At 67.4% G+C, this 22,504-nt stretch carries 17 protein-coding genes; 6 read left to right on the top strand and 11 right to left on the bottom strand.

All coding sequences use genetic code 11. The features are described from left to right. The first annotated feature begins 1 nt into the window (after position 1). Positions 2-1,234, top strand: coding sequence for a histidine-type phosphatase (locus DK368_RS05590; RefSeq protein WP_114392827.1), 1,233 nt, complete (start codon positions 2-4; stop codon positions 1,232-1,234). 71 nt (positions 1,235-1,305) lie between these two features. Here the strand turns inward: DK368_RS05590 and DK368_RS05585 are convergent, their stop codons facing one another. Beyond that, positions 1,306-2,508, bottom strand: coding sequence for an MFS transporter (locus DK368_RS05585; RefSeq protein WP_193552254.1), 1,203 nt, complete (start codon positions 2,506-2,508; stop codon positions 1,306-1,308). Positions 2,509-2,601: 93 nt separating this feature from the next. On the opposite strand from DK368_RS05585, the gene DK368_RS05580 reads away from it, so the two are divergent. Further along, the gene (locus DK368_RS05580; protein WP_114392823.1) at positions 2,602-3,477 is read left to right on the top strand and encodes a LysR family transcriptional regulator; all 876 of its coding nucleotides are present in this window, start codon (positions 2,602-2,604) and stop codon (positions 3,475-3,477) included. Between the two features lie 28 nt (positions 3,478-3,505). Here the strand turns inward: DK368_RS05580 and DK368_RS05575 are convergent, their stop codons facing one another. After that, positions 3,506-4,267: a hypothetical protein gene (locus tag DK368_RS05575; RefSeq protein ID WP_114392821.1), complete on the bottom strand. Its 762-nt coding sequence runs from the start codon at positions 4,265-4,267 to the stop codon at positions 3,506-3,508. 328 nt (positions 4,268-4,595) lie between these two features. Here DK368_RS05575 and DK368_RS05570 point away from each other — a divergent pair, with 328 nt between their 5' ends. From DK368_RS05570 to DK368_RS05555, 4 genes are all read left to right on the top strand, one after another. Beyond that, the gene (locus DK368_RS05570; RefSeq protein ID WP_114392819.1) at positions 4,596-5,255 is read left to right on the top strand and encodes a hydrolase; all 660 of its coding nucleotides are present in this window, start codon (positions 4,596-4,598) and stop codon (positions 5,253-5,255) included. 95 nt (positions 5,256-5,350) lie between these two features. Continuing rightward, positions 5,351-5,611, top strand: a complete 261-nt coding sequence (locus tag DK368_RS05565; RefSeq protein WP_114392817.1) for a DUF1427 family protein — start codon at positions 5,351-5,353, stop codon at positions 5,609-5,611. Positions 5,612-5,694: 83 nt separating this feature from the next. After that, positions 5,695-7,560: an amidohydrolase gene (locus DK368_RS05560; protein WP_205028059.1), complete on the top strand. Its 1,866-nt coding sequence runs from the start codon at positions 5,695-5,697 to the stop codon at positions 7,558-7,560. An 83-nt stretch (positions 7,561-7,643) separates the two neighbouring features. Then, the gene (locus tag DK368_RS05555) at positions 7,644-9,188 is read left to right on the top strand and encodes an MFS transporter (protein WP_205028057.1); all 1,545 of its coding nucleotides are present in this window, start codon (positions 7,644-7,646) and stop codon (positions 9,186-9,188) included. A 45-nt stretch (positions 9,189-9,233) separates the two neighbouring features. Here DK368_RS05555 and DK368_RS05550 read toward each other — a convergent pair whose 3' ends face one another. The 9 genes from DK368_RS05550 to DK368_RS05510 form a co-directional block, all read right to left on the bottom strand. After that, a complete protein-coding gene (locus DK368_RS05550; protein ID WP_205028055.1) occupies positions 9,234-10,082 on the bottom strand; it encodes an SUMF1/EgtB/PvdO family nonheme iron enzyme in 849 nt (282 codons plus the stop codon). Further along, positions 10,075-12,465, bottom strand: coding sequence for an arylsulfatase (locus tag DK368_RS05545; RefSeq protein WP_162305884.1), 2,391 nt, complete (start codon positions 12,463-12,465; stop codon positions 10,075-10,077). The genes DK368_RS05550 and DK368_RS05545 overlap by 8 nt, the downstream gene beginning before the upstream one ends. Positions 12,466-12,473: 8 nt before the next feature. Further along, on the bottom strand, positions 12,474-13,478 hold the full coding sequence (locus DK368_RS05540; protein WP_114393116.1) for a glutathione S-transferase family protein: 1,005 nt from the start codon (positions 13,476-13,478) through the stop codon (positions 12,474-12,476). A 169-nt stretch (positions 13,479-13,647) separates the two neighbouring features. Beyond that, complete coding sequence (locus DK368_RS05535; protein ID WP_114392811.1) at positions 13,648-15,273, bottom strand: GMC family oxidoreductase; 1,626 nt, start codon at positions 15,271-15,273, stop codon at positions 13,648-13,650. A gap of 33 nt (positions 15,274-15,306) precedes the next feature. Beyond that, on the bottom strand, positions 15,307-15,573 hold the full coding sequence (locus tag DK368_RS05530; RefSeq protein WP_114392809.1) for an EF-hand domain-containing protein: 267 nt from the start codon (positions 15,571-15,573) through the stop codon (positions 15,307-15,309). A 33-nt stretch (positions 15,574-15,606) separates the two neighbouring features. Further along, entirely contained in the window at positions 15,607-16,701 is a 1,095-nt protein-coding gene (locus DK368_RS05525) for an MBL fold metallo-hydrolase (RefSeq protein WP_114392807.1), read from the bottom strand. Beyond that, entirely contained in the window at positions 16,698-18,041 is a 1,344-nt protein-coding gene (locus DK368_RS05520; protein ID WP_114392805.1) for a 2-hydroxychromene-2-carboxylate isomerase, read from the bottom strand. The genes DK368_RS05525 and DK368_RS05520 overlap by 4 nt, the downstream gene beginning before the upstream one ends. 14 nt (positions 18,042-18,055) lie before the next feature. After that, entirely contained in the window at positions 18,056-20,515 is a 2,460-nt protein-coding gene (locus DK368_RS05515) for a TonB-dependent receptor (RefSeq protein WP_162305883.1), read from the bottom strand. A gap of 154 nt (positions 20,516-20,669) precedes the next feature. Beyond that, the gene (locus DK368_RS05510; protein WP_114392801.1) at positions 20,670-22,325 is read right to left on the bottom strand and encodes a sulfatase-like hydrolase/transferase; all 1,656 of its coding nucleotides are present in this window, start codon (positions 22,323-22,325) and stop codon (positions 20,670-20,672) included. Positions 22,326-22,504 lie beyond the last annotated feature (179 nt).

The following is a 22,504-nucleotide window of genomic DNA, read 5'->3' as shown; positions in this document are numbered from 1 at the left end:
CATGCGCCTGCGTCCACTTCTCGCCGGGGCCATTCTGGCCCTGTCCGTCCTGGCCCCGGCGGTCGCCGCCCCGGCGGCCGAGCAACCGCCGCCGGGCGATCTGGCCCTGGACCGGGTGGTCCTGCTGCTGCGCCATGGCGTGCGCGCGCCGCTGCCGACGGAAGCCGCCGTCACCGGCCTGACCGAGCAACCGCTGCCGGTCTGGGACACGCCGGCCAGCCATCTGACGCCACACGGCTATGAGGCCTCGGTGCTGCTGGGCCGCTATGACCGCCAGCTGTTGGCCCGGTGGGGCCTGCTGCCGGCCACGGGCTGCCCGACCCCGGCCCAGCTGTCGATCTGGACCAACACGGCGGAGCGCACCATCCGCACCGGCCAGGGCTTGGCCGAAGGGCTGGCCCCCGGCTGTCCGGTGGAGGTCGGCCATCTGCCGGGCGGTCAGCACGACCCCCTGTTCGAGCCGGAGCCCGCGCTGACCGGCTTCGATCCGGCCGGCGCCGTCGCCGCCATCCGGGCGGAGATCGGCGATCCCCAGGCCCTGACCGCCCCCTATGGCGCGGAGATCAGACTGATGGAACGGGCGCTGGGCTGCGACCGCCGGCCGGTGCCCTGCGACATTGCCAACAGCAAGGCCACCCTGTCGGTCAGTGCCGACGGGCGCGGCATCGACCTGCTGGGGCCGATCTACATCACCTCTGGCACGGCCCAGGTGTTCATCCTGCAATATCTGGAAGGCATGCCGCTGGACCAGGTGGCCTGGGGCCGGCTCTCGGTGGCGGATCTCGGCCGCATCTCCCGCCTGCACGCGCTGTTGTTCGATGTCTATGCCCGGCCCGCGGTCATGGCCCGGCGCACCGCCATCCGTCTGGCCCCGCATATCGCCGACCGCCTGTCCGATCCGGCCGCCCCGGCGCTGACGGTGCTGGTGGGCCATGACAATACCATCGCCGCCATCACCAGCCTGCTGGGTGTGCATTTCCAGATGGACGGCTATGGCCAGGACGACCCGCCCATCGGTGGCGGCCTGCGTTTCGAGGTCTGGCGCGACCGGCGGAGCGGCGACCGCTCCGTCCGTCTGGTCTACCAGGCCCAGACCATGGACCAGATCCGGGCACTGACTCCGCTGGACCCGGCCCATCCCCCGGCGACGCAGATCCTGGTTCCGTGCGGCCCGGCGGCGGTGAACGGTCGCTGTCCGCTGACCGCCGTGACCGACCGGCTGCACCTGCCCTGAGGCCCAACCCCCGCCCGACCATGAAGACCGGCACGCCCGATCCCGGGCGCGCCGGTCCGTGCGGGAGGCCGTCAGCGCCGCCACGGGGCGGCCTGGACCAGCACGGCCAGCAGCGACAGGCCACCGCCCAACAGGCTGACCGCCCACCAACCGCCCTGGTTCCAGGCCTGCATGGCGGCGGCGGAGCCGGCAGCCCCGCCGAGGAACATGCTGCCCATGAACAGCGTGTTGAGGCGCGCCCGCGCCTGCGGGCGCAGGGCATAGACGATGTGCTGGTTGGAAACCAGGGATGCCTGAACCGCCAGATCCAGCACGATGACGCCGATCACCAGCCCGGCCAGACCCGGCCACAGCCCGAAGACGGCCCAGGCCACCACCGTCAGCAGCGCTCCAGCCAGCACCACACGGCCGGGGCCGCTGCCGTCCGCGATGCGGCCGGACACCGGGGCAGCGATGATGCCGACCAGCCCCAGTACCCCGAACAGGCCGGCCACCTCTGCGCCCAGGCCCAGATCCGGCTGCCGCAGGCGCAGGGCCAGCACCGTCCAGAACACGCTGAAGGCGGCGAACAGCAAGGCCTGGGTCAGGGCCGCCTGGCGCAGGGCCGGGAACTCCCGCCACAGATGGACCATCGAGTGCAGGGCATGTCCATAGCGCAGACTGCTCTCTGCCGGACTGCGTGGCAGCCGCAGAGCCATCCAGCCGGCCGCCGCCAGCGCCACCGGCACCGCCAGCCAGAACATGGCGCGCCAGCCGCCATGGCTGGCGACAAGACCGGCAACGGTCCGGCTGAGCAGGATGCCGGCCAGCAGGCCCGACATCACCGTGCCGACCACGGCACCGCGGCGGTGCGGCGGGGCCAGATGCGCGGCGAAGGGCACGATCTGCTGCGCCACGGTGCTGAACAGCCCCACCGCCAGCGACGCCGCCAGCAGGGCTGACGCTCCCGGCGCCAGGGCCGCACCGGCCAGGGCCAGGGCCAGCAGCAGGAATGTCGTCACCACCAGCGCCCGCCGCTCCACCAGATCGGCCAGCGGCACCAGCAGGAACAGGCCTGCGGCGTAGCCCAACTGGGTCGCCGTCGGCACCAGACCGACCGGCCCCAGCTCCTGGGCCATCAGCCCCAGCATGGGTTGGTTGTAATATATATTGGCCACAGCCACACCGGCTCCCGCCGCCAGGGCGAAGGTCAGCCCGCGCCCAAGGCTCTGGTCTTTGTCCGCGGTCGGCACGGCGGTCGGCCCGGCCGGGATCGATTGCACGTCCATTGTCATCACTCCCCTGCTGGAACACGGGGCAGACTGTGGATTGGATCGGATTTTGGTGGTAGTCATGGGAATCGATATGTCAACCTATCGGAAAACGAGATGATCGACCTCTGGGCCGCCAAGGTCCTGGTGGAAGCCGTGGGCACGGGCAGTCTGGCCGCTGCCGCCCGTCGTCTGGGCATCGCCCCCATGGTGGCGTCGCGGCGGCTGGCTGCGCTGGAGGCCGAGCTGGGGGTGCGGTTGGTCCACCGCACCACCCGCTCATTGTCCCTGACCACGGCGGGTGAGTCGTTCCTTCCCCACGCCCGCGCCCTGCTGGAAGAGGAAGCGGGCGCCCGGGCCGCCGTGCGACCGGAGGCGCTGGGCGCCTCCGGCCTGCTGCGCGTGACCACCTCCAGCGCCTTCGCGCGCAAGGTGGTGGCACCGATGCTGCCGGCGTTCCTGGCGGCCAACCCGGCCCTGAAGCTGGACCTGCTGGTCAGCGACCACCGGGTGGACATCGTGGCGGATGGTGTGGATCTGGCCATCCGCATCGCCAATCCGCTGGATAACAGCCTGGTGGCCCGCCGGCTGGCAGACAGCCCGCGCCATCTCTATGCCGCACCGGCCTATCTCGCGGCACGGGGCCGTCCGGGCCGGCTGGCGGATCTGGCCGGACATGATTGTCTGACCCTGTCCGACAATCCCTACTGGGACTTTCTGGCCGCGGGCCGGCGGCTGCGCCATCACGTGGCCGGCCGTGTCACCACCAACGCCATGGAGACCCTGTACGAGGCTTGCGCCGGCGGCGTCGGCATCGCCTGCATGGCCGAATGGAACACAGCCCAGGCCGTGGCCGCCGGCGACTTGGTTCCGCTGGAATTGGAGGACGCGGCGGTGGAACCGGTGGGCATCTGGGCGGTGACACCGACCGCGCGTCTGGTCCCGCCCAAGGTGCGGCTGTTCCTGGCCGCCCTGCAGCAGGCCCTGACGTAGGGGCAGCGGCTGGCTGCGCTCTGATCACTCACCGCTCCGCTGTGCCGCCGTCGCCGGCCTGATGCTGCAGATATCCCAGCAGCAGCTGGAACTGGTCGTCGGTCAATGCCGTGTAGCGGCGCATGGCCTCCAGATTGTCCGCCCACTGGGCTGCCAGGTACCGGGTCGGCTCCGGCAACACATGGCAGATGCCGCAGCGGCTCTGGTAGAGCGTCGCGGAGAAACGCCACAGCGCGTCGAGATCGGTGGTCAGACCCGTGGCATCGATCCAGACGCTGAGGCGCACCGGCGACCAGATCTGGCCGTTGGCCCCGGTTGACGCGGCCCCCCGGCGCTGGACAGCGGCCATGGCCGTTTCGTCCAGCACGGCCAACATCAGGCGCGTGCCCCGGGCGGCATAGATGACGGAGGGAACCCCGTCGATCTGCCATCCCTCCAGCCGTACCTGCAACTGACTGCCCTTGCGGTCGAGCACGGCCAGCCTTGCCGGCGACAGCAGCCTGCCATTGCCGCCCGGCACCGGATCGGTGGCCGTTGATTTCAGGAAAAGCGTCTTGGTCTTGACGACATAGGCCGTCGCGGCAGCTTCGATCGCCGCTTGGTCCGATGTCGGCAGCGGCGCATCGGCCGGCCGGGCCTCGACCATGATGAGTTCATTGGGATGATGCGGTTCAGGCTGTGCCGGCCCGGCCTGGCCGGGAACGGGTGCCACCATCCAGGGCAAGGTCAGCACGAGGATGCCGGCAGCCAGACGCGCGGCCCGCTTCGGTGTTCCTTTCGAGATTTCCATCCTTCAATCCCGTCCCTGCCCCGATGGCCGTCCATCGACAGACACATCCCATAGGAGCACCGAAAGCGACAGCAAAGTGCCATACGCGGCAATTGGCGCCCCGCGGCACAGCATGACCGGATGACGCATGCCGGGTTCGATCCGATCATTCTGCTGGTTAAAAGTTATAAAGACGGACATTCCGGGCGGGCGCGGGGTGGAGCCGGTGACTAGGATCATTGGCGAACGAGCAATGACATCGTTCACCCGTCCCGCTTCCCGCAAGGATCAGGCCGGTCCCGCCCTGACAAGGACGTGGCCCCGTGGCCCGACAGAAGGAAACCGCCCCATGCCCATCACCGCGACCGCGACACCCGGCCCGCTGCTGCTGACGCCCACGGACCACACGCTGGTCATGATCGATTTCCAGTCACAGATGGCCTTCGCCACCAAGTCGATCGATGCCGTTCTGCTGCGCAACAACGCGGCCCTGGTGGCCCATGCCGCCGCCGGCTTCGGTGTTTCCACCATCCTGACCACCGTGGCGGAGAAGACCTTCTCCGGCCCCATGTTCCAGGAGATCACCGAGGCCTTCCCGGAACAGGCGCTGCTGGACCGCACCTCCATGAACACCTGGGAGGACGAGGCCGTCATCCGCGAGGTCAACGCCATCGCCAAGCCGCGCCTGGTCTTCTGCGGCCTGTGGACCTCGGTCTGCATCGTCGGCCCGACCCTGTCGGCACTGGCCCAGGGCTACGAGGTCTATGTCATCGCCGACGCCTGCGGTGATGTCTCCGACGAGGCGCATGAGCGGGCCATGGACCGCATGGTCCAGGCCGGCGTCCGCCCGCTGACCTCGCTGCAATACATGCTGGAACTCCAGCGCGACTGGGCCCGCACCGAGACCTATGACATGACCACCGGCATCGCCAGGAAGTTCGGCGGCGCCTACGGCCTCGGCATCATCTACGCCAAGACCATGTTCGGCGCCTCGGAAGGCGCGCACTGACCACCATGGCATGGGCGGTGCCCCATGCCGCTTGCGGGCCGGCGCCATGCTCCCGTGCGCCGGCCTCTTTTTCCCGCCGACCGGGGAGAGGAACCATGAAGCCCTATCTGCTGTCGCTCGCCGCCGGGCTGCTGGTCGGCGTTATCTACAGCCTGCTGAACGTCCGCTCGCCGGCCCCGCCCACCATCGCGCTGGTCGGCCTGCTGGGCATCCTGCTGGGTGAGCAGGTGGTGCCGCTGGCCAAGCGCGTCATCGGCGGCGAGCCGGTCATGGCCTATCTGCGCACCGGCTGCGCCAACCATGTGCTCGGCCGCCTGCCCGAAGGGGCCGCCCCCGGCGAAAGCCGCCGGTCATGACCGGCCCCAACCGCCGCACCGCCCTGAAAGGGGCGGCCTCGCTTCTCATGACCCCGTTCTTTGCTGCGCCCGGGAGAGCCGCCATGCCCGCCACCGATCTGATCCTGACCAATGCCAAGGTCACCACGCTGGACCGCGCCAACCCCCAGGCCCAGGCTGTGGCCATCCGCGACGGGCGGTTCCTGGCTGTAGGGTCCGAAGCCGAGGTGCGGGCGGCGGCCGCCCCGGATGCCCGCCTGATCGACGCCAAGGGGCGGCGTGTCGTGCCCGGCCTGATCGACAGCCATATGCACATCATCCGCGGCGGCCTGAACTATAATATGGAATTGCGCTGGGACGGGGTGCCGACCCTGGCCGATGCCATGGCCATGCTGAAGCGCCAGGCCGAAGTGACGCCGCCGCCGCAATGGGTGCGCGTGGTCGGCGGTTTCACCGAACATCAGTTCGCAGAAAAGCGCCTGCCGACGCTGGAGGAACTGAACGCGGCGGCCCCCGACACGCCCGTCTTCATCCTGCACCTTTATGACCGTGCCCTGCTGAACCGGGCCGCGCTGCGCGTTGTGGGCTATACGCGCGACACGCCCAACCCGCCGGGCGGGGAGATCGTGCGCGATCAGAACGGGGAGCCGACGGGCCTGCTGCTGGCCAAGCCCAATGCCACCATCCTTTATTCGACCCTGGCCAAGGGGCCGAAGCTGGCGCCCGAATACCAGATCAATTCCACCCGCCATTTCATGCGGGAAATGAACCGGCTGGGCGTCACCGGCGTCATCGATGCCGGCGGCGGCTTTCAGAATTATCCCGAGGATTACCAGATCATCGAGAAGCTGCATGCCGAGGGTGAGCTGACGCTGCGCATCTCCTACAACCTGTTCACGCAGAAGCCGAAGCAGGAACTAGCCGATTTCGCCGGCTGGTCCAAGCGGGTGAAGCCGGGCCAGGGCGACGACACCTATCGCCATAATGGCGCCGGCGAGATGCTGGTCTATTCCGCTGCCGATTTCGAGGATTTCCGCGTCGAACGGCCGGAGATGCCGTCCACTATGGAAGGCGACCTGGAGCCGGTGGTGCGGCTGCTGGTGGAGAACCGCTGGCCCTGGCGTCTGCACGCCACCTACAACGAGACCATCACCCGCGCGCTCGACGTGTTCGAGACGGTGAACCGGGATGTGCCATTCGACGGGCTGCACTGGTTCTTCGACCATGCCGAAACCATCGACCAGCGCAATATCGACCGGATCGCGGCGCTGGGCGGCGGCATCGCCGTGCAGCACCGCATGGCCTATCAGGGTGAATATTTCACCGAACGCTATGGTGCCAAGGCCGCTGAGGCGACGCCGCCGATTGCCCGGATGCTGGCCTCGGGCATCCCCGTGGGGGCCGGCACCGACGCCACGCGCGTCGCCAGCTATAACCCCTGGGTGTCGCTGTCCTGGCTGGTGACGGGCCGCACCGTGGGCGGCCTGTCGCTCTACCCCAACACCAACCGGCTGGACCGGGAAACGGCGCTGCGCCTATGGACGGAGGCCAATACCTGGTTCTCCAACGAACAGGGCAAGAAGGGGCAGATCAAGGCCGGGCAGCTGGCCGACCTGATCGTCCTGTCGGACGATTATTTCAGCGTCGCGGAAAGCGAGATCGCCCATATCACGTCGGTCCTGACCCTGCTGGGCGGCACGGTGGTGCATGGATCGGGCGATTTCAGCCCCCTGGCCCCGGCCCTGCCCAAGCCCATGCCCGACTGGTCACCGGTTGCCACCTTCGGCGGCTATTGGCAGCCGGCCCGCGACAAGGACGGCAAGCTGTTGAAGATGGGCTCGCTGTGCGGCTGCGCGTCGTCCTGCGCCGTGCATGGGCACGACCATGCGGCGGCGCTGGGGGCCAACGTCCCGGCGGCGGATGCCGGCGGGTTCTGGGGGGCGTTCGGGTGCGGGTGCTGGGCGGTGTGACGGCCATGCGCGACACGCCAGTCCCGACAGCCCCATCGGCTGACCCGCCTTCTGCTACCCCGCCTGCCGCGCCGCCGGGACCATTGCACCAGCCGCTGTTCCGGGCGCTGTGGATCGCCACCGTCATTTCCAACATCGGCACCTGGATGCATGACGCCGGGGCCGGCTGGCTGATGACCAGCCTGTCGGAGAAGCCGATCCTGGTGGCGTTGGTGCAGGCGGCCACCACGCTGCCGATGTTCCTGTTCGCCCTGCCGGGCGGCGCGCTGGCCGATATCGTCGACCGCCGCCGCCTGCTGGTGCTGGCACAGATCTGGTCCCTGCTTTGCGCCGGCGCCCTGGCGCTGCTGACCCTGGCCGGCCTGACCGGGCCGCTGGTACTGCTGGCCTTCACCTTCGCCATGGCTACGGGGGCGGCCCTGTCCGCCCCCGCCTTCCAGGCCATCGTGCCCGAGCTGGTGCCACGCCCCTTGCTGCCCCAGGCGGTGGCACTGAACAGTCTGGGCATCAACATCGCCCGTGCCGTCGGTCCGGCGCTGGGCGGCTTCATCATCGCCGCTGCCGGAACCCCGGCCGTCTTCGCCCTCAACGCCATCTCGGTCTTGGGGGTGATGCTGGTGCTGCTGCGCTGGAAGCGGCAGGCGGCGCCACCGACGCTGCCGGCCGAGCGGTTCCTGGGCGCCTTGCGTGCCGGGGCGCGCTATGCCCGCCATTCCCCGGCGCTGAAGACGGTGCTGATCCGTTCCGTGGGCTTCTTCCTGTTCGCCAGCGCCCTGTGGGCCTTCGTCCCCATCATCGCCCGGCGTGAGCTGGGCGTGGGCGCGGCCGGCTATGGCGCCCTGCTGGGCTGCATGGGCGGAGGCGCCATCATCGGAGCCATGCTGCTGCCACGCCTGCACGGCCGGATCAGCAGCAACAGCCTGACCGTCGGTGCCAGCCTGCTGTTCGCCCTGGCCAGCCTCGGCCTGTCGCAGGTGCGCGCGCTGTGGGCGGCGGCCCTGGTGCTGGCCCTGGCCGGCATGGCCTGGATCGCCGTGCTGTCCAGCTTCAATGTAGCAGCGCAGACGGCGGTGCCGACCTGGGTCAAGGCCCGCGCCCTGGCCGTCAATCTGCTGGTGTTCCAGGGCTCCATGGCGGCGGGCAGCACCGTCTGGGGCTGGCTGGCCGGTCATATCGGCATTCCGGCCACGCTGATGCTGGCAGCGGCGGGACTGGTCCTGGCCCTTGGACTGGCCCTGCGCTGGCGCATCGCCGGCGACATGGCCGGCAATCTTGCCCCCTCGATGCACTGGCCGGCGCCGGTGATGGTTGCCGAAGGAGCGACCGACCGAGGCCCGGTGATGATCACCGTCGAATACTGCATCGATCCCGCGCAGGCGACGGCCTTCACCGCCGCCATGCAGCGCCTGCGCCAGATCCGGCATCGTGACGGAGCCATCAGCTGGGGGCTTTACCAGGATGCCGGCGACCCGGGCCGCATGATGGAGAGTTTCGTGCTGGAAAGCTGGCTGGAGCATCTGCGCCAGCATGAGCGGGTGACCCATGCCGACCGCGAGGATCAGGCTCTGGTCCACGCCTTCCATCGCGGGCCGGAGCCACCGCGCGTCCGCCATCTGATCGCGCCGTGAAGGGAGGTGCTGCACCCTCTCCGTGATGGGGAGTTCAGCACGGCATCAATAGGCACAGCGGAAGCCGACATGCCCTGTTGCCGTGTCCGGAGGCAGGCCGATGCGGGCGGCGGGGCGGTAGCGGGCGCAGTACTCGGCAGCGCAGAGGTGGCTGCCGCCCTTCAGGGCCACGAGGGTCCCGGATGCCGGCCCGGCACCGCAGCAGCCGCCTGCCGGCGCCGCCCGGTATGGCGAGGCCGTCCACTCCCAGACATTGCCGATCAGGTCCACGAAACCGGGCCCAGACGGCGGAAAAGCACCGACAGGCGAGGTTCCCCGCCGCTTTGCCGCCTCCGGCCTGGCAGAGCCATCGAACCAATAGGGGAAAGCCCCGGTCCAGACATTGGCCAGGAGGACCCCATTGCGCATCGGCACACCGTCGCCGGGGCCGCCCGGTTCCCGGCTTCCCAGCCGCGCCGCCGACTCCCACTCCGCCTCCGTCGGCAGACGTCCGCCGACATGGGCGCAGAAAGCCTCCGCATCAGCCCGCGTCACCAGCACCACCGGATGGTCAAGACGGTCAGTGATGGAGGAGCCCGGGCCTTCGGGCGCCTGCCACGACGCCCTTTCGACAAAACGCCACCAGAGGGCCGGCCGCCGCAGGTCCACCGGACCCTCCGTCGGGCTGAAGACGGCCCCGCCCGCCGGGTCGGACCGTTCCGCCTCGGTCACATAGCCGGTGGCGGCGACGAAGGCAGCGAAGCGGCGATTGGTCACCGGAGCACGGTCAAGCCGGAACCCGTCCACCCGGACGGACCGGGCCGGACGCTCCTCCGGGTAATGTTCGTCAGAGCCGACGGGGTATAGCCCCGCCGGCACCGGCAGCCGGTCCGCCTCGGACATCGCGTCAGACACGGATGCGCATCTCTTGCAGGAAGCGCAGCGTTTCCTGCGGCGTGGTTGGCTTGTCCTCGACGCGGATCGTTACCCGCCGGATCGTACCGGCAATGGGGTTGGGGCCGCGATAGGCCCGCGACACTTGGTTCCCCACGTCGGCGCCGATGGAGAAGCCGTCATATCCAGGGCTGAGCAGGCAGCGGTCAAAGGTCTGCTCGGCGACCTTGCGCTCTCCGACATACAGCGCGCCGGAGCCGTCAAACGGCCGTGACGTCATCGTCTGACGATAGCTGACGACCAGAGGGCCGGTCGGCAATATCTCGCTGGAGACGATCCGGTCCGACCAGGGGCTCAGGCTCGCCTCGTAGATGAGACGACCGTCCGCGACATAGATGACATAGCCGGCATGCTTGGAGCCATGGGCGACCAGGACCCCGTCGCCTTGACGCTCCAACTCGATTTCGATGCTGTGGTTGAGGCCGCAGACCAGCGGAGCCACGTCGAACGGGATACGCTCGACCGGGGGCCGGAACTCCCAGAACGGCCGGATGCCGCGCGTCTGCCGGTCCTGCACCAGTTTCAACAGCAGCGCCCGGTCGTCGAGGGGGAAGACGTTGAAGCGGGCGGCGGCGGCCTCCCACTTGGCCTTCATCTCGGCGACGATCTCCGGATGTCTGGCGGCGAGATCGACCGTCTCGTTGACGTCGACCGAGATGTCGTAGAGTTCCCAGACATCGTCCTCGAACGGCTCGCCCCGCGTGTGCCGGGTGGTCAAGCGCCACCGGCCGTCCTCATAGGCGCGGTTGCCGCCCAGCTCGTAATACTGGCCCGTCCGGGTCGGCGCCTCTGCCGCCAGCAGGTTGGCGAAGAAGCTCTGCCCTTCCACCGGCTTCTGCGGCTGGCCGCGATAGAATGCCGGCCGGGCGACGCCCGCCGCCTCCAGCAGGGTCGGGAACAGGTCGATGACATGGACAAAGCGGCTGCGGATGGCTCCCTTGTCGGCGACGCGCTTGGGCCAGGACAGGATCAACGGATCGGCCACGCCGCCCAGATGGGCATACTGTTTGTACAAGCGGAACGGCGTGTTGGAGACGCAGGCCCAACCCATTGGATAATGGGGAAAGGTCTCGTCTGTCCCCATGGCATCATAGAGCTTGGCCGCTTCCTCCAGCGGCACGGGGCGGCCGAAGGCCGGGGCAAAAACGTTGGGTGAGCCGGTCTCGGTTCCTTCGCCGGACCCGCCATTGTCCGACAGCACCACCACCAGCGTATCGTCCAGGCTCCCCAGCTCCTGCAGCGTCGCCAGCAGCCGCCCGACATTGTCGTCGAGGTTGGAGACGAGCCCGGCATAGACCTCCATGTAGCGGGCGAAGACCTTGCGTTCCAGCGGCGACAGCTCCCCCCAGGGCCGCGCGCCGAACGACAGCGGCGGCAGGGTTGTCGTTTCCGGCACCAGGCCCAGTTGCTTCTGCCGGTCCAGTCGCGCTTGCCGCACAGCGTCCCAACCGGCGTCATAGGCGCCCTGATAGGCGTCGCGGTAGGCGGCTGGCACCTGCAGCGGCGAATGGGCGCCGGGGAAGGCCAGTTGCAGGAAGAAGGGCTTGTCCGGCGAGAATGCCTTCTGGGTTCTGATCCAGGATATGGCCCGGTCGGTCAGGTCGTCGCAGATGTAATAGTCGTCCCGTGCCGGCGCTTCGACCGGGGCCGTGCCGTCAAACAGGTCACCGGGCCTGAAATAGTCGGTTGAATGCCCATGGAACCAATAGGCGTGGTCGAAGCCGCGGGACGTCGGCCAGTTATGGAATGGCCCGGTCGGCCCATTGCTCTGCGAGTTGTTGACGTGCCACTTGCCGGCCAGGTAGGTGGCCCAACCGGCCTCGCGCAGGACCTCGGGAAGGGTCATCGCCTCCAGGGTCAGATCGCCGCGGTAGCCGGGATAGCCACTGTCGATGTCGGCCAGCCAGCCCACACCAGCGCTGTGGTGGTTCAGGCCGGTGAGCAGCGCCGCCCGGGTCGGCGAGCACATGGCCGTGGTGCGGAAGTTGGCATAGCGCACGCCGCGGCCCGCCAGGGCGTCGAAGTTCGGCGTGCGGATCTCGCCGCCGTAGCAGCCGAGATCGGCAAAGCCGACATCATCCAGCACGATCACGATGATGTTGGGGGCACCGTCCGGCGCCCTGGCGACGCTGGCGTAGGAGGGACGGGACTCCTGGAACGACCGGCCGATCACCGGCGGCGCACCGGCCGCGACCGGCGGTGGTGTCAGCATCGAGCGCGCGACATCCCGCAGGGTGAACAGGCCCGCCGTGGCGGCACCACCGGCGACGGCGCCGCCGGCCGCCCCCAACAACAATGAGCGGCGGCTGATCCTTGCTTTCTTGCGCTCGGGCATGTCAGGCATCAACGACCTCAGGGGCATGTCAGGGGGGCAAGCACGCCGGCCGATTCCAGCATGGGGGCAAGGCGCGCAACGGCTTCGGGGGGAAGAGCGGCGAACCGTGCCTGCAGGACGGCGAGGCACTTGGCCTGATAGCGCGCCGCGGGTTGGCGCAGGACGGCCCCGTCGGGAAGACGGAATTCGGCCTCGCGCTCCCCCGCGGCGACGGCCGCGGCATTGGCCATCAGGAAGGGAAGGTGCAAACGGCCGATCTCGTCGAGCAGTTCGGTGATGGCGGGGTAAGGAGCGGACCCGGACACACGCCAGGCCGTTCGTTCCCAGCCCGACAGGTCATCGATGAAGGAGATCCAACGGTAGGCATAGGGAAAACGCTCCCGGGCCAGCGCGTTCGGTGTCGGGTCGAACTGGAATTGCGACATTTGGCCGAACAGGGCGAACTCGGCCACGCTGGGCCGGTCGCCGAACAGGAAGGGGCGCTCAACGACGTGGCGATCGAGGATGTCGAGTACGCGGATCGCCGATGCCTCGATGGCGGACGACGTGGTTTCATCAGACCCGACCACCCGCAGGCGTGACACCTGCCGCGTCCGGAAGCCATCCGCGATCGCTGCGATGGTGTCGGCCCCCCCGCCCAGGGCATAATCCCAGGCGAGCCAGCGCGCCATCACCCGCTGGTCCAGCTCCCGCGTCCAGCGGTAATGGTACATGGGCTTTGACAGCCATTCGTCGGCGAAATCCTCAATGAGAAGAGCCAGAAAGGCGTCTGCCGGGTCCTCCGGCGTCAATGTGCGTGCGCCGGGATGACGCTCCTCCAGGTCCCGGATCAGCTCGGTTGAATCGTTACGGCGCGTCCCATCCGGGTATTGCAGCACCGGGATCACGGCTGCCTTCATCGCCTGTGCCGCCTCCAGCCCCTCGCGGGCCGAACTCCAGGTGAAGGGAAGGCGGCGATAGCGCAATACAGCCCGCATCTTCAAGGAATAGGGGGACCCAAGGGCGCCCAGCAGGCGGTACAACCCTTCGTTCATGGCCAGCCCCCATCGGCTTGGCAATGTCGCATCCGTTTTCCTCCCGCCATTGGGACCCGCAGGTCCATGATTTCGCCGCGCTCATTGTATTGGCACGTCTCATGCCATATTGGTCATCCTCCACGCCACCGTCAATCGCCGATATGGACGGGAGACATCAGGCGTCATCGCGCATGAAGTCGGCGGCACGTGTGGCGATCATGATTGTCGGTGCGTTGGTGTTGCCCCCGATCAGCCGTGGCATGACCGACGCGTCGACAACGCGAAGCCGCTCGACCCCGCGCACGCGCAAGCGGCTGTCGACAACGGCGAGTTCACCCCGTCCCATGGCACAGGTGCCGACCGGATGGTAAAGCGTCTCCGCCCGGGCACGCACATCGTCCAGAAGATCGGACCGGGTCCGCACCTGCGGCCCGGGCAGCACCTCGCAGACCCGATCGAAGTCGAAGGGTGATGAGGCCAGCAGATCACGGACCAGATCCAGTCCGTCGGTCAGAACCTCCAGATCCCATGGATCACCACCATAATTCGGATCGATCAGGGGGGGCACCGTCGGGTCCGCGCAGGCGATGCGGATCGTACCGCGGCTCCTCGGATAAAGCTGGCAGACATGCAGGGTGGCACCGTGCCCAACCGGCCTCTCCCGGCCATGCGGAGCCGCCAGAGCCGGTGTGAACACCAGTTGCAGGTCTGGAAGATCCCCAGCCCGGCTGGAGCGGATGAAGGCGCCGCCCTGTACCGGATTGGTCGAGAACAGGCCTGCACGCCCCCGCAGCGCATCAGCAACGCCTTTGGCCAGAGCCGGCAGGGCACGCAGGGACAGGCCGATCGACAGGGACGAGCGGGTCCTGATCTGCCCGATGACATCGAGATGATCCTGGAGGTTGCGACCGACGCCCGCCAGGTCCAGTTCCGGCGAGATCCCGGCATCCCGCAGCCAGGTGGAATCGCCAATGCCGGACAGCTGCAACAGCTGAGGCGAGTTGATCGCCCCACCACAGAGCAGAACCTCACCCGTTGCCGCGAACGTCTGCAGGGCACCGTCGCACAGGACCTCGACCCCGACTGCCCGTCGCTTGCCGCCGGGCCTCCCCTGAAGCAACACCCGTGTGGCGAGGGCACCGGTCAGAACCGTCAGATTCGGTCGGGCAAGGGCCGGCCGCAGAAAGGCATCGCCGGCGCTGCACCGGCGTAGCCCCCTCTGCGTCACCTGATAGGGGCCGAACCCCACCTGAGTGGGACCGTTGAAATCATGGTTGCGCGGATACTGGAACAGGGCGCCAGCGGTAAAGAATGCCTCGGTCAGCGGGTTCAGCCCGTCGATGTCCTGCACCCACAGCGGGCCGCCGGTTCCATGCAGAACGTCGGCGCCTTTCACCCGATGCTCGACCGCCATGAAGGCCGGCAGCACATCGTCCCAGCCCCATCCCTCACATCCGAACGCATCGCGCCATTCGTCATAGTTCGCCGGGGCTCCCCGGACATAATGCATGGCGTTGATGGCGCTGGAGCCGCCCAGCGTCTTGCCGCGCGGCCAGTAGAGGCGGCGGCCGGCAAGCGCCGGTTGGGGCACCGTCTCATAGTGCCAGTTGAAGCGGGAGGATTGGATCGCCTCGCCCATGAGCAGGGGGGCACGGATCAGGACGCTGTCGTCCCTCCCACCCGCCTCAAGCAGGAGCACCCGTCGGCGCGGGTCCTCCGACAAGCGGGCCGCCATGACACAGCCGGCCGAGCCGGCGCCAACGATGATGTGGCTAAAGAGGGATGTGTCCGAATTCACCATGTGCTCCCGCTCATGTGGAAATCTCCGTCAGGGTCAGTTTCCCATCCTTGTTGGCATCGATACGGGCAAAGGCACGGTCATAGAGAGCACGGGCCTTGACGGTCTTCGCCCGGTCCCCCCGGCCTCCGCCCTGAGGTCGATGAAGATGCGGAATTCGGCCGGCGTCAGTGTGCCGTCAGCATCGGCATCGGCCCGCTTGAAGGCATCCGCCAGGTCATCGGCCCAGGCGGAGCCGCCGGTAAGCAGGCCGCCCAGCAGGACAAGACCGAGCACCCGGCGGCGGGCGAGGTGGCTGCGCATGGTTCGTGCCTCGGATTGGCTGTATGAGACAGGTTAGAGCAGGCGATCGAGGAGAAGCGCCTGCGAGTCCGCTGGCAGGCTGAACAGCATGCCATCCTCGCCAATGGCGATGGCGCCCGGAAAAAGACCCGGCGCTTCACCCAGGAAGGCGGGGTAAAGCAGACGCAGTGGCAGAGGCGGCACCACATGGGTCAGAACGAGATGACGGACCTTCGCCTCGGTCGCGATCTGGGCGGCCTGCTCCGGTGTGGTGTGATAGGTCAGAATGTCAGCGGCGATTTTGGCCAGGCCGGCATTGCCGTGCTCCGCGGCTGCGGCCCCGATATAATTGACCAGCCTGGGCTGCAAGGCTTCATGAACCAGGAGGTCCGCTCCCATGGCCTGCACGGTCACGCTCGGTGAGGCCGCAGTGTCACCGGAAATGACCAGGGATCGGCCCTTGTAATCGAAGCGGTACCCAACGGCCGGCTCAACCGGCGAATGATTGACCCGGAAGGCAGTGACGGTGAGGCCGCCCTCCTCCAGCACCACGTGGTCCGCCGCTCGGCCAAGCCCGCCCAGAGGGATGGTGAAGGGCTGCGCGACTGATCCAGCACCGCCCGGGGGCACGGTGGCCGCGCCATGGTGGGCGACACGATAGGCACTATCGAGCGCATAGGCCGCGTTGAATCCGTCAACCACCCGGTTGACACCGATCGGCCCGATCACCGGCAAGGGTGTGCGATGGGCGCCGCCGACCCACCGCTGCAAGGCGACTTCGCCCAACCCGGCAATGTGGTCCGAATGGAAGTGGGTGATGAAGACAGCCTCGATCCGGCCGGGCGGCAGTCCCATCAGCATGACATTCCTGATGCCCCCTTCGCCGGCATCGACCAGAAACAGGCGATTGCCGGCGATCACCGCGGCGCACGGCCCGGCCCGGGTCCGATCCGGCATCGGCGAGCCGGTCCCGCAAAGCGCCAGGTGCAACCCATCGGGCAGGCCGGCCATGACATCACGCGCCAGGGTGCTGCGTGTGACGCGCTCGAACAGGGCCGCACCGATCAGGGCACGGGCGGCGAACAGCCCCCCGGCGCCGATCGCCAGCACAAGGATGGCTGCACCAAGGACTCTGCTGGCCCGCGTCATGGAACCGTCCCCTCCCCCGTTGCACAGGCTGCCCCGGCGATCCATTCCTCGACCAGCCATAGACGATCCTGACCCCAGGCCACATTGCCGCCGATCCGGAAGCTGGGCACACCCCACAGACCCGCGGTCAGCAACTCATTCCGGTTTGCCTCCGCCTCGGTGCGCCAGTCATCGCGCGTGAGGCCGGCCCGCGCTTCCGTCCAGTCGAGTCCGGCTTCGGCCACGAGTTGCGCCAGCCCCGCATCCCTGCCGACATCGATGCCGCGGGCGAAGATGCCGGACAGAACAGCACGGACATAGGCCGGACCACGTCCCTGGGCGACGGCGAAGGGGATGAGGGCCAGTGCGCGTTCCACAGGATGCCCGACAGGGTCGCAGATGCGGCCGAAGGGGAGGCCCAGCCGCGAGGCTTCCCTCTTGCAGTCGAGAACGATGTAGCGGCTCTTGCGCGGCGGCACCGGCAGCCCCCGCATGACCATGGGCAGCACGAAGCGCAGCTTCAGCGGCACGCCGTAATGGCTGGCCAGGGCCACTGTCCGGTCCATGGCAAGCCAGCTGTATGGACTGCGAAAGGACAGGAAGAACTCCAGGGGTGCCGGCCCGGCCCGGAGGGACCGGGCCGGCAGGCCAGGCAGCCGGATGTCCGGCGGCGGCAAGGACGGCCCCGGGGCGAGCCCTGTGGCGCCCAACGCGTCCAGCCTGGTCTCCAGATAGTGCAGCCGGTCGATACCCCAGTACCACTCCCCCTCATACTGCAACATGCCGCCCAGATAATGACCAAGCTCAGCCCGGAGCGCATCACCCCTGGCCAGGGTGTCGGTGACCGCCTGTGCCGGCGCCGGCCGATGCCGACGGGCAATCGCCGCCAGCCTGACCGCATCCCCGGCGTGGAGGGCCGTCAGCACGGCGTCAATGTCGCCCAGCCTTTCATCGCGGGCTTCCCCGGCCATTGAGACGAGCAGCGCCGTGGCACGCTCGATGGCGGTCGGCTCCAGCGGGGAAAAGGCCAACCCAAGACCGTGCCGGCGGGCAAGGAACGCCGCATCGGTCCGTGCCCAGGACTGCAACCGTTCCCGCTCGGGAGCAGCCCAGGCGGGGGGTGGCGGCACGGGCACGACCACCACCACCACACCCGCCCGGCGGGCGAGCGCCGGCAAGGCCCGGACCAGAAGCGCCGAATGCGGGTCATCGGCCTGCACGAAGGCACGGACCAGATGCGGTCGCGCCGCGACGGCCCGTCGCTTTTCCGCGTGTCGCCGCACCACATCCCGACGGGCGTCGGAGACCAGGGCGGAGGTCAGATACGGCATCAGAAGCCGGCGCAGGCGCTGGATCGGCACGGACCGCCCTCCGGTTAAAATCTGGCGCGCAGAGTGAGCCCGACAGTCCGTGGGGGTTCGATGAAGGCGCCAAAGGTGCCGGTCTGGAACGGCAGCGCCAGGGTCTGGTTGTAGATTTCGGTGTCGGTCAGGTTGCGCGCCCAGAACTCCACGGCCCAGCCGCCGTCCGGCGAACCGACGCCCACCGACAGGTTCAGCGTGACGTAATCATCCTGCTTCGAAACCTCCTCCAGCGTGGAATTGGTGTAGTAGTCGGACCGGTAACGGGCATCGACCCTGACCATGGCTCCCCATGTGCTGGTCACCGGAACCTTCAGGGTGGCCGCCAGGGTGGCCGTCACATCGGACGTCCGCGGCACCGGCCGACCCGACAGATCCTGTGTGGTCCTCCCAGCCGCCTGCTGAGCCGAAGTCGGCGGCGCATTGCGGTACTCGTCGAAATGGATGTCCTGAACAACAAGGCCGCCATCGAAGGTCAGATAGTCGGTGGCGGCGACAGAAACGTCGGTTTCCCAGCCATACCCTTCGACCGTGCCGTCGGCAACAATGGTAAATCCGGTTCCAGTGAAGATGTTGTTCTGGAAGTTATCGAGCTTCTGATAAAATATATCTGAATTTATCATGACGCGGCGCCCGAACAGCCGCAGTTTTGTGCCCAGTTCATAGCTTTCGACGGTTTCCGCATCGAACTTGACCCGGTCGGGATCGACCACTGGATTACCCGGCGTGGTCTGCGGCGCCGTCCGGCTGAGATTCAGGCCGCCCGATTTGTAGCCGGTGGCATAGCGGGCATAGACGGACGCGGAATCGGAGAACCTGTAGGCCGCGCTGAGAGTACCGGTGACGTTGCCGTCATCGTAGGTCCCCGTGAAAGGGTTCGCCTGCGGAAACTGCTGCAAGGGGCGCAGCGGTGCGAACGACGCCAATGGGCCTGTAAGCGGGATCTGCGACAGTGGATCGGCCGACAGGATGTCATAGTCGGCGTCCTTCTTCTCATAGCTGTAGCGTAGTCCACCGGTGACGCTCAGCCGATCCGTCACGTTCCACGTTGCCTGCCCATAGGCGGCATAGCTGGCGGACGAATAATCATACGTATCGGTCACCGCGCGGCCGGGCTGGGCAAAGGTCCCGGCGGGGCGACCGGTGACCCGTTCCAGCAGGCCCAGGATCGGTGTCGTGGTGCCAGGTGCGAAGGGATTGGCGACACGCGGCAGGGTCGCATCGAAGAACCGTCGCAGATCGGCACCATAGTCGATGTATTGATCGGCCAGGATCTCCTGGTCGAAATAGAACAGGCCGACCGTCCAATCCACCGTCTGCCGTCCGGATGAGGCCAGGCGGACCTCAAAGGTGTATTCGTCAATCTCCTGCCCGTTTGCGGTGGAGAAGAGGGCAAGTGGAGAGAAATCACTGTCCTGGACAGGATCGGTGTCAAAGTAGCGGTATGCGCCGATGGCGGTCAGCGTGGCATCGCCGAATTCCCAGGTGAGTTCCGTCGACACACCGCTATCGGTGTAGCTTGAGTCCGTCGGCTGGCGCGCCGCATCGGTCACCGCAACCTTGCCGGTGAAGGCGTCGGGGAAGCTGCCGGTGAATCCGTCAGCCTGGCCAGGTCTGCCGGGAAACACGGTCCCACCCAGCCCGCTGATGGCGGCCGCCGTCGGGCCATAGAAGATCGGCACGGCAATGCAGCATTTCTCGTCGGTTTCAGTGTAGTCGGCAATGGTGCGGATACGGACTCCGTCGCTGGGGGTCCAGAGCAGCTGTCCCCGTACCGTTGTCCGATCACGGTCATCGAACTCCTCACCCGTGCGCACATCTTCCAGAAAGCCGTCGCGCACCTGTCTGGTGACAGCAAGGCTCGCGGCGAGGACACCGGTGCTGAGCGGGCCGGACACGACCCCGCGCAGTTGGCGATACCCATAGTCGCCAACGGAAAGATCGGCGTTTGCTGAGGCCTGATCCCCGGGCTCCACCGTGCTGACTGAAATCACGCCGGCCGAGGTGTTGCGGCCGAACAGCGTGCCCTGCGGCCCGCGCAGAACCTCCACGCGGGACAAATCAATGAAGTCGGTCGTTGCCGCACCGGCCCGCCCCCGGTAAACGCCGTCGACGAACACGCCAACGGATTGCTCCAGGCCCGTATTGATGCCCTGGGTGCCGATGCCGCGGATGGTGAAGACCGTCTGCGTCGGCCCCAGGCTGGAATTGACCACCAGAGCGGGGGCAAGGATTTCCATCTCCTTGATGTCACGCACGCCCGCTTCGGATATCGTCTCCCCCTGAAGGGCAGAGACGGCTACGGGCACGTCGATCAAGGATTGTCGCCGCTTCGTCGCGGTGACGATGATCTCTTCCAACTCGTGACTGGTTTCCTGCTGCTGGGCCAGAGCCGGAATGCCCACAAGACTGCCAGCGGACATGACGGTGAACAGGGACGCTCCGGACAGACTTCGGCTGTAGCGTGACGGCATTGTTTCCCCCCTGATCTGCCAGATCTCTATCGGTCTGGCTTGTGGCAGTTGTTCTGCCAATTTTTTCGATGGTACCAGAACTATTGGCATGGGCAATGACGGAAACTGCACCCGACCGGCTTCCCGAGCCGACAGCAGGCTGCCGCTACCGCCGTCAGTTGGCGTAGTAGATGATCTCCTCGCCGGGCTTGGCTGGCGTGTTGAGCGGCCGGTCGATGGCGACAGGCGCTTCCAGCAGCATCGGCCAGAGGGGCTTTGCCTGAGCACGCTTGAAGGCATCGAGCAGAGACGTCAACTCCCGCACAACATCGGGATTGGTTGCCGCCACATCGGCCCGTTCCGTTGGGTCCGCCTTCATGTTGAACAGCAGGCTGCGTGATGGATCGGTCATCACCTGCAGTTTCCAGACCTCCGTCCGGACGGCGCGGTATCCCGCCGTCTGCCAGAAGATCGGCCGTTCCGGGATAAGGCCGGGGGCATTGATGAGACTGACGAGGTCAAGCCCGTCAAAGACCCGCCCCGTCGGCAATGTCACCCCGGCCGCTGCCGCCGCAGTGCTGAAAATATCGGTATGGGAGACCGGCCGATCGATGACCGTCCCTGCCGGGATCGCCCGGGGCCACTTGAGCAGAAACGGGACATGCGTGCCCCCTTCGTACAGCGTCGCCTTCCAGCCGCGATAGGGCAGATTGATGTCGGGCAGGCCGATGTAATGGGCTCCCCCATTGTCACTGCTGAAGAAGACCAGCGTATTGTCATCGAGCCCCCGTTCCTTCAGAGCCTGCAATATCTGGCCGACACCGCGATCGAGCGCCCGGATCATGGCGGCATACACCCGCAACCGATGATCCTCGATATGCGCCAGGGCATCGTAGTCGGACTTCAACGCCTGCAACGGCGTATGCGGCGCGTTATAGGCCAGATACAGGGCAAAGGGCCGGTTTGTGTTGGCATCGATGGCCTTGACCGCCGCTTCGGTCAGGTAATCCGTCATGTAGCCCTTCGGCGCAAACGGCTTCGACCCGTTGTATCGCACCGCGTAAGGCAGATTGGCCCAGAGGAATTTGTCGATGGGGTCAAACGCCTGCTTGGCGTTGACAGCGCTGGGGTCCTCCTCGGGCAGAAACATGGCCGCACCGAACAGAAAGCCGAGACTTTCATCGAAACCCCGGTCCTCCGGCCGCAGGCCGTCCGCCTCGCCAAGGTGCCACTTGCCGATATGAATCGTGCGATACCCGGCCGGCTTCAGCAGTTCGGCCAGTGTTGTCTCGCTGCGCGGCAAGCCAAGCACCTCACGCGACGGCATGTCGGCCAGATTCTCGTTATGGAAGCGCACCGGCGGCATGCCGGGTTGCTGCTTGAAGCGGGCAATCACCTTCATGAATTCGGGCGCGGTCGGGGTGAACTCGAAGCCGAACCGGCTGGGATAGCGACCGGTCATCAACGATGCCCGCGATGGTGCGCAGGTGGCACTGCCCGCATATCCATTGGCAAATCGGGCACCGTCCCGGGCAAGGCTGTCGATATTCGGCGTCGGTACCGTTCCACCGGCAACACCGCCGTTCAGGGTCAGGTCGTTGAAGCCCAGATCGTCGGCCAGAATGACGATGATGTTGGGCTTGCGCTGCTGCGGCGGCAGGTCCGGTGCTGCGGGACCTGCCGCGAAGGCGACTTCACGGTTTGGTGCAACAGCGGGAGCCAGCCAGCCGACGATATGCAGGATGATGTAATCCTGGGCCAGCCAGATCCCGCCTCCGAGGAAAATCACCAGGCCGGCAACGGTGATCACGATGGTGCGCAACAGTCTCATGCGGACGCTCCGATGCTGAGGACGATGGCAAAACGCGGACGAAGGTCGGGCTTTGGCGTCGTGACGGCGCCATTGCACGGCAGTGGACAGTGGTGGCGGAGCAGGGATGGCTGCGTGAAAGCGCAAGAGGCCGCGGTGGCGCCATCAGCCCGCGCAGGGCCGTGCCGCTGGCCGAGGCC

The organism is Oleisolibacter albus, assembly GCF_003336875.1.
Classification (GTDB): domain Bacteria; phylum Pseudomonadota; class Alphaproteobacteria; order Azospirillales; family Azospirillaceae; genus Niveispirillum; species Niveispirillum album.
Note: the sequence above shows the minus strand (reverse complement) of the source record. Positions and strands in the feature narration are given on the sequence as shown.

What these genes read in the sequence shown, in the direction of transcription:
- DK368_RS05590 (WP_114392827.1), top strand. Translation starts at nt 2, where the DNA reads ATGCGCCTGCGTCCACTTCTCGCCGGGGCCATTCTGGCCCTGTCCGTC.
- DK368_RS05585 (WP_193552254.1), bottom strand. Translation starts at nt 2,508, where the DNA reads ATGACAATGGACGTGCAATCGATCCCGGCCGGGCCGACCGCCGTGCCG.
- DK368_RS05580 (WP_114392823.1), top strand. Translation starts at nt 2,602, where the DNA reads ATGATCGACCTCTGGGCCGCCAAGGTCCTGGTGGAAGCCGTGGGCACG.
- DK368_RS05575 (WP_114392821.1), bottom strand. Translation starts at nt 4,267, where the DNA reads ATGGAAATCTCGAAAGGAACACCGAAGCGGGCCGCGCGTCTGGCTGCC.
- DK368_RS05570 (WP_114392819.1), top strand. Translation starts at nt 4,596, where the DNA reads ATGCCCATCACCGCGACCGCGACACCCGGCCCGCTGCTGCTGACGCCC.
- DK368_RS05565 (WP_114392817.1), top strand. Translation starts at nt 5,351, where the DNA reads ATGAAGCCCTATCTGCTGTCGCTCGCCGCCGGGCTGCTGGTCGGCGTT.
- DK368_RS05560 (WP_205028059.1), top strand. Translation starts at nt 5,695, where the DNA reads ATGCCCGCCACCGATCTGATCCTGACCAATGCCAAGGTCACCACGCTG.
- DK368_RS05545 (WP_162305884.1), bottom strand. Translation starts at nt 12,465, where the DNA reads ATGCCTGACATGCCCGAGCGCAAGAAAGCAAGGATCAGCCGCCGCTCA.
- DK368_RS05535 (WP_114392811.1), bottom strand. Translation starts at nt 15,273, where the DNA reads ATGGTGAATTCGGACACATCCCTCTTTAGCCACATCATCGTTGGCGCC.
- DK368_RS05530 (WP_114392809.1), bottom strand. Translation starts at nt 15,573, where the DNA reads ATGCGCAGCCACCTCGCCCGCCGCCGGGTGCTCGGTCTTGTCCTGCTG.
- DK368_RS05525 (WP_114392807.1), bottom strand. Translation starts at nt 16,701, where the DNA reads ATGACGCGGGCCAGCAGAGTCCTTGGTGCAGCCATCCTTGTGCTGGCG.
- DK368_RS05515 (WP_162305883.1), bottom strand. Translation starts at nt 20,515, where the DNA reads ATGCCGTCACGCTACAGCCGAAGTCTGTCCGGAGCGTCCCTGTTCACC.
- DK368_RS05510 (WP_114392801.1), bottom strand. Translation starts at nt 22,325, where the DNA reads ATGAGACTGTTGCGCACCATCGTGATCACCGTTGCCGGCCTGGTGATT.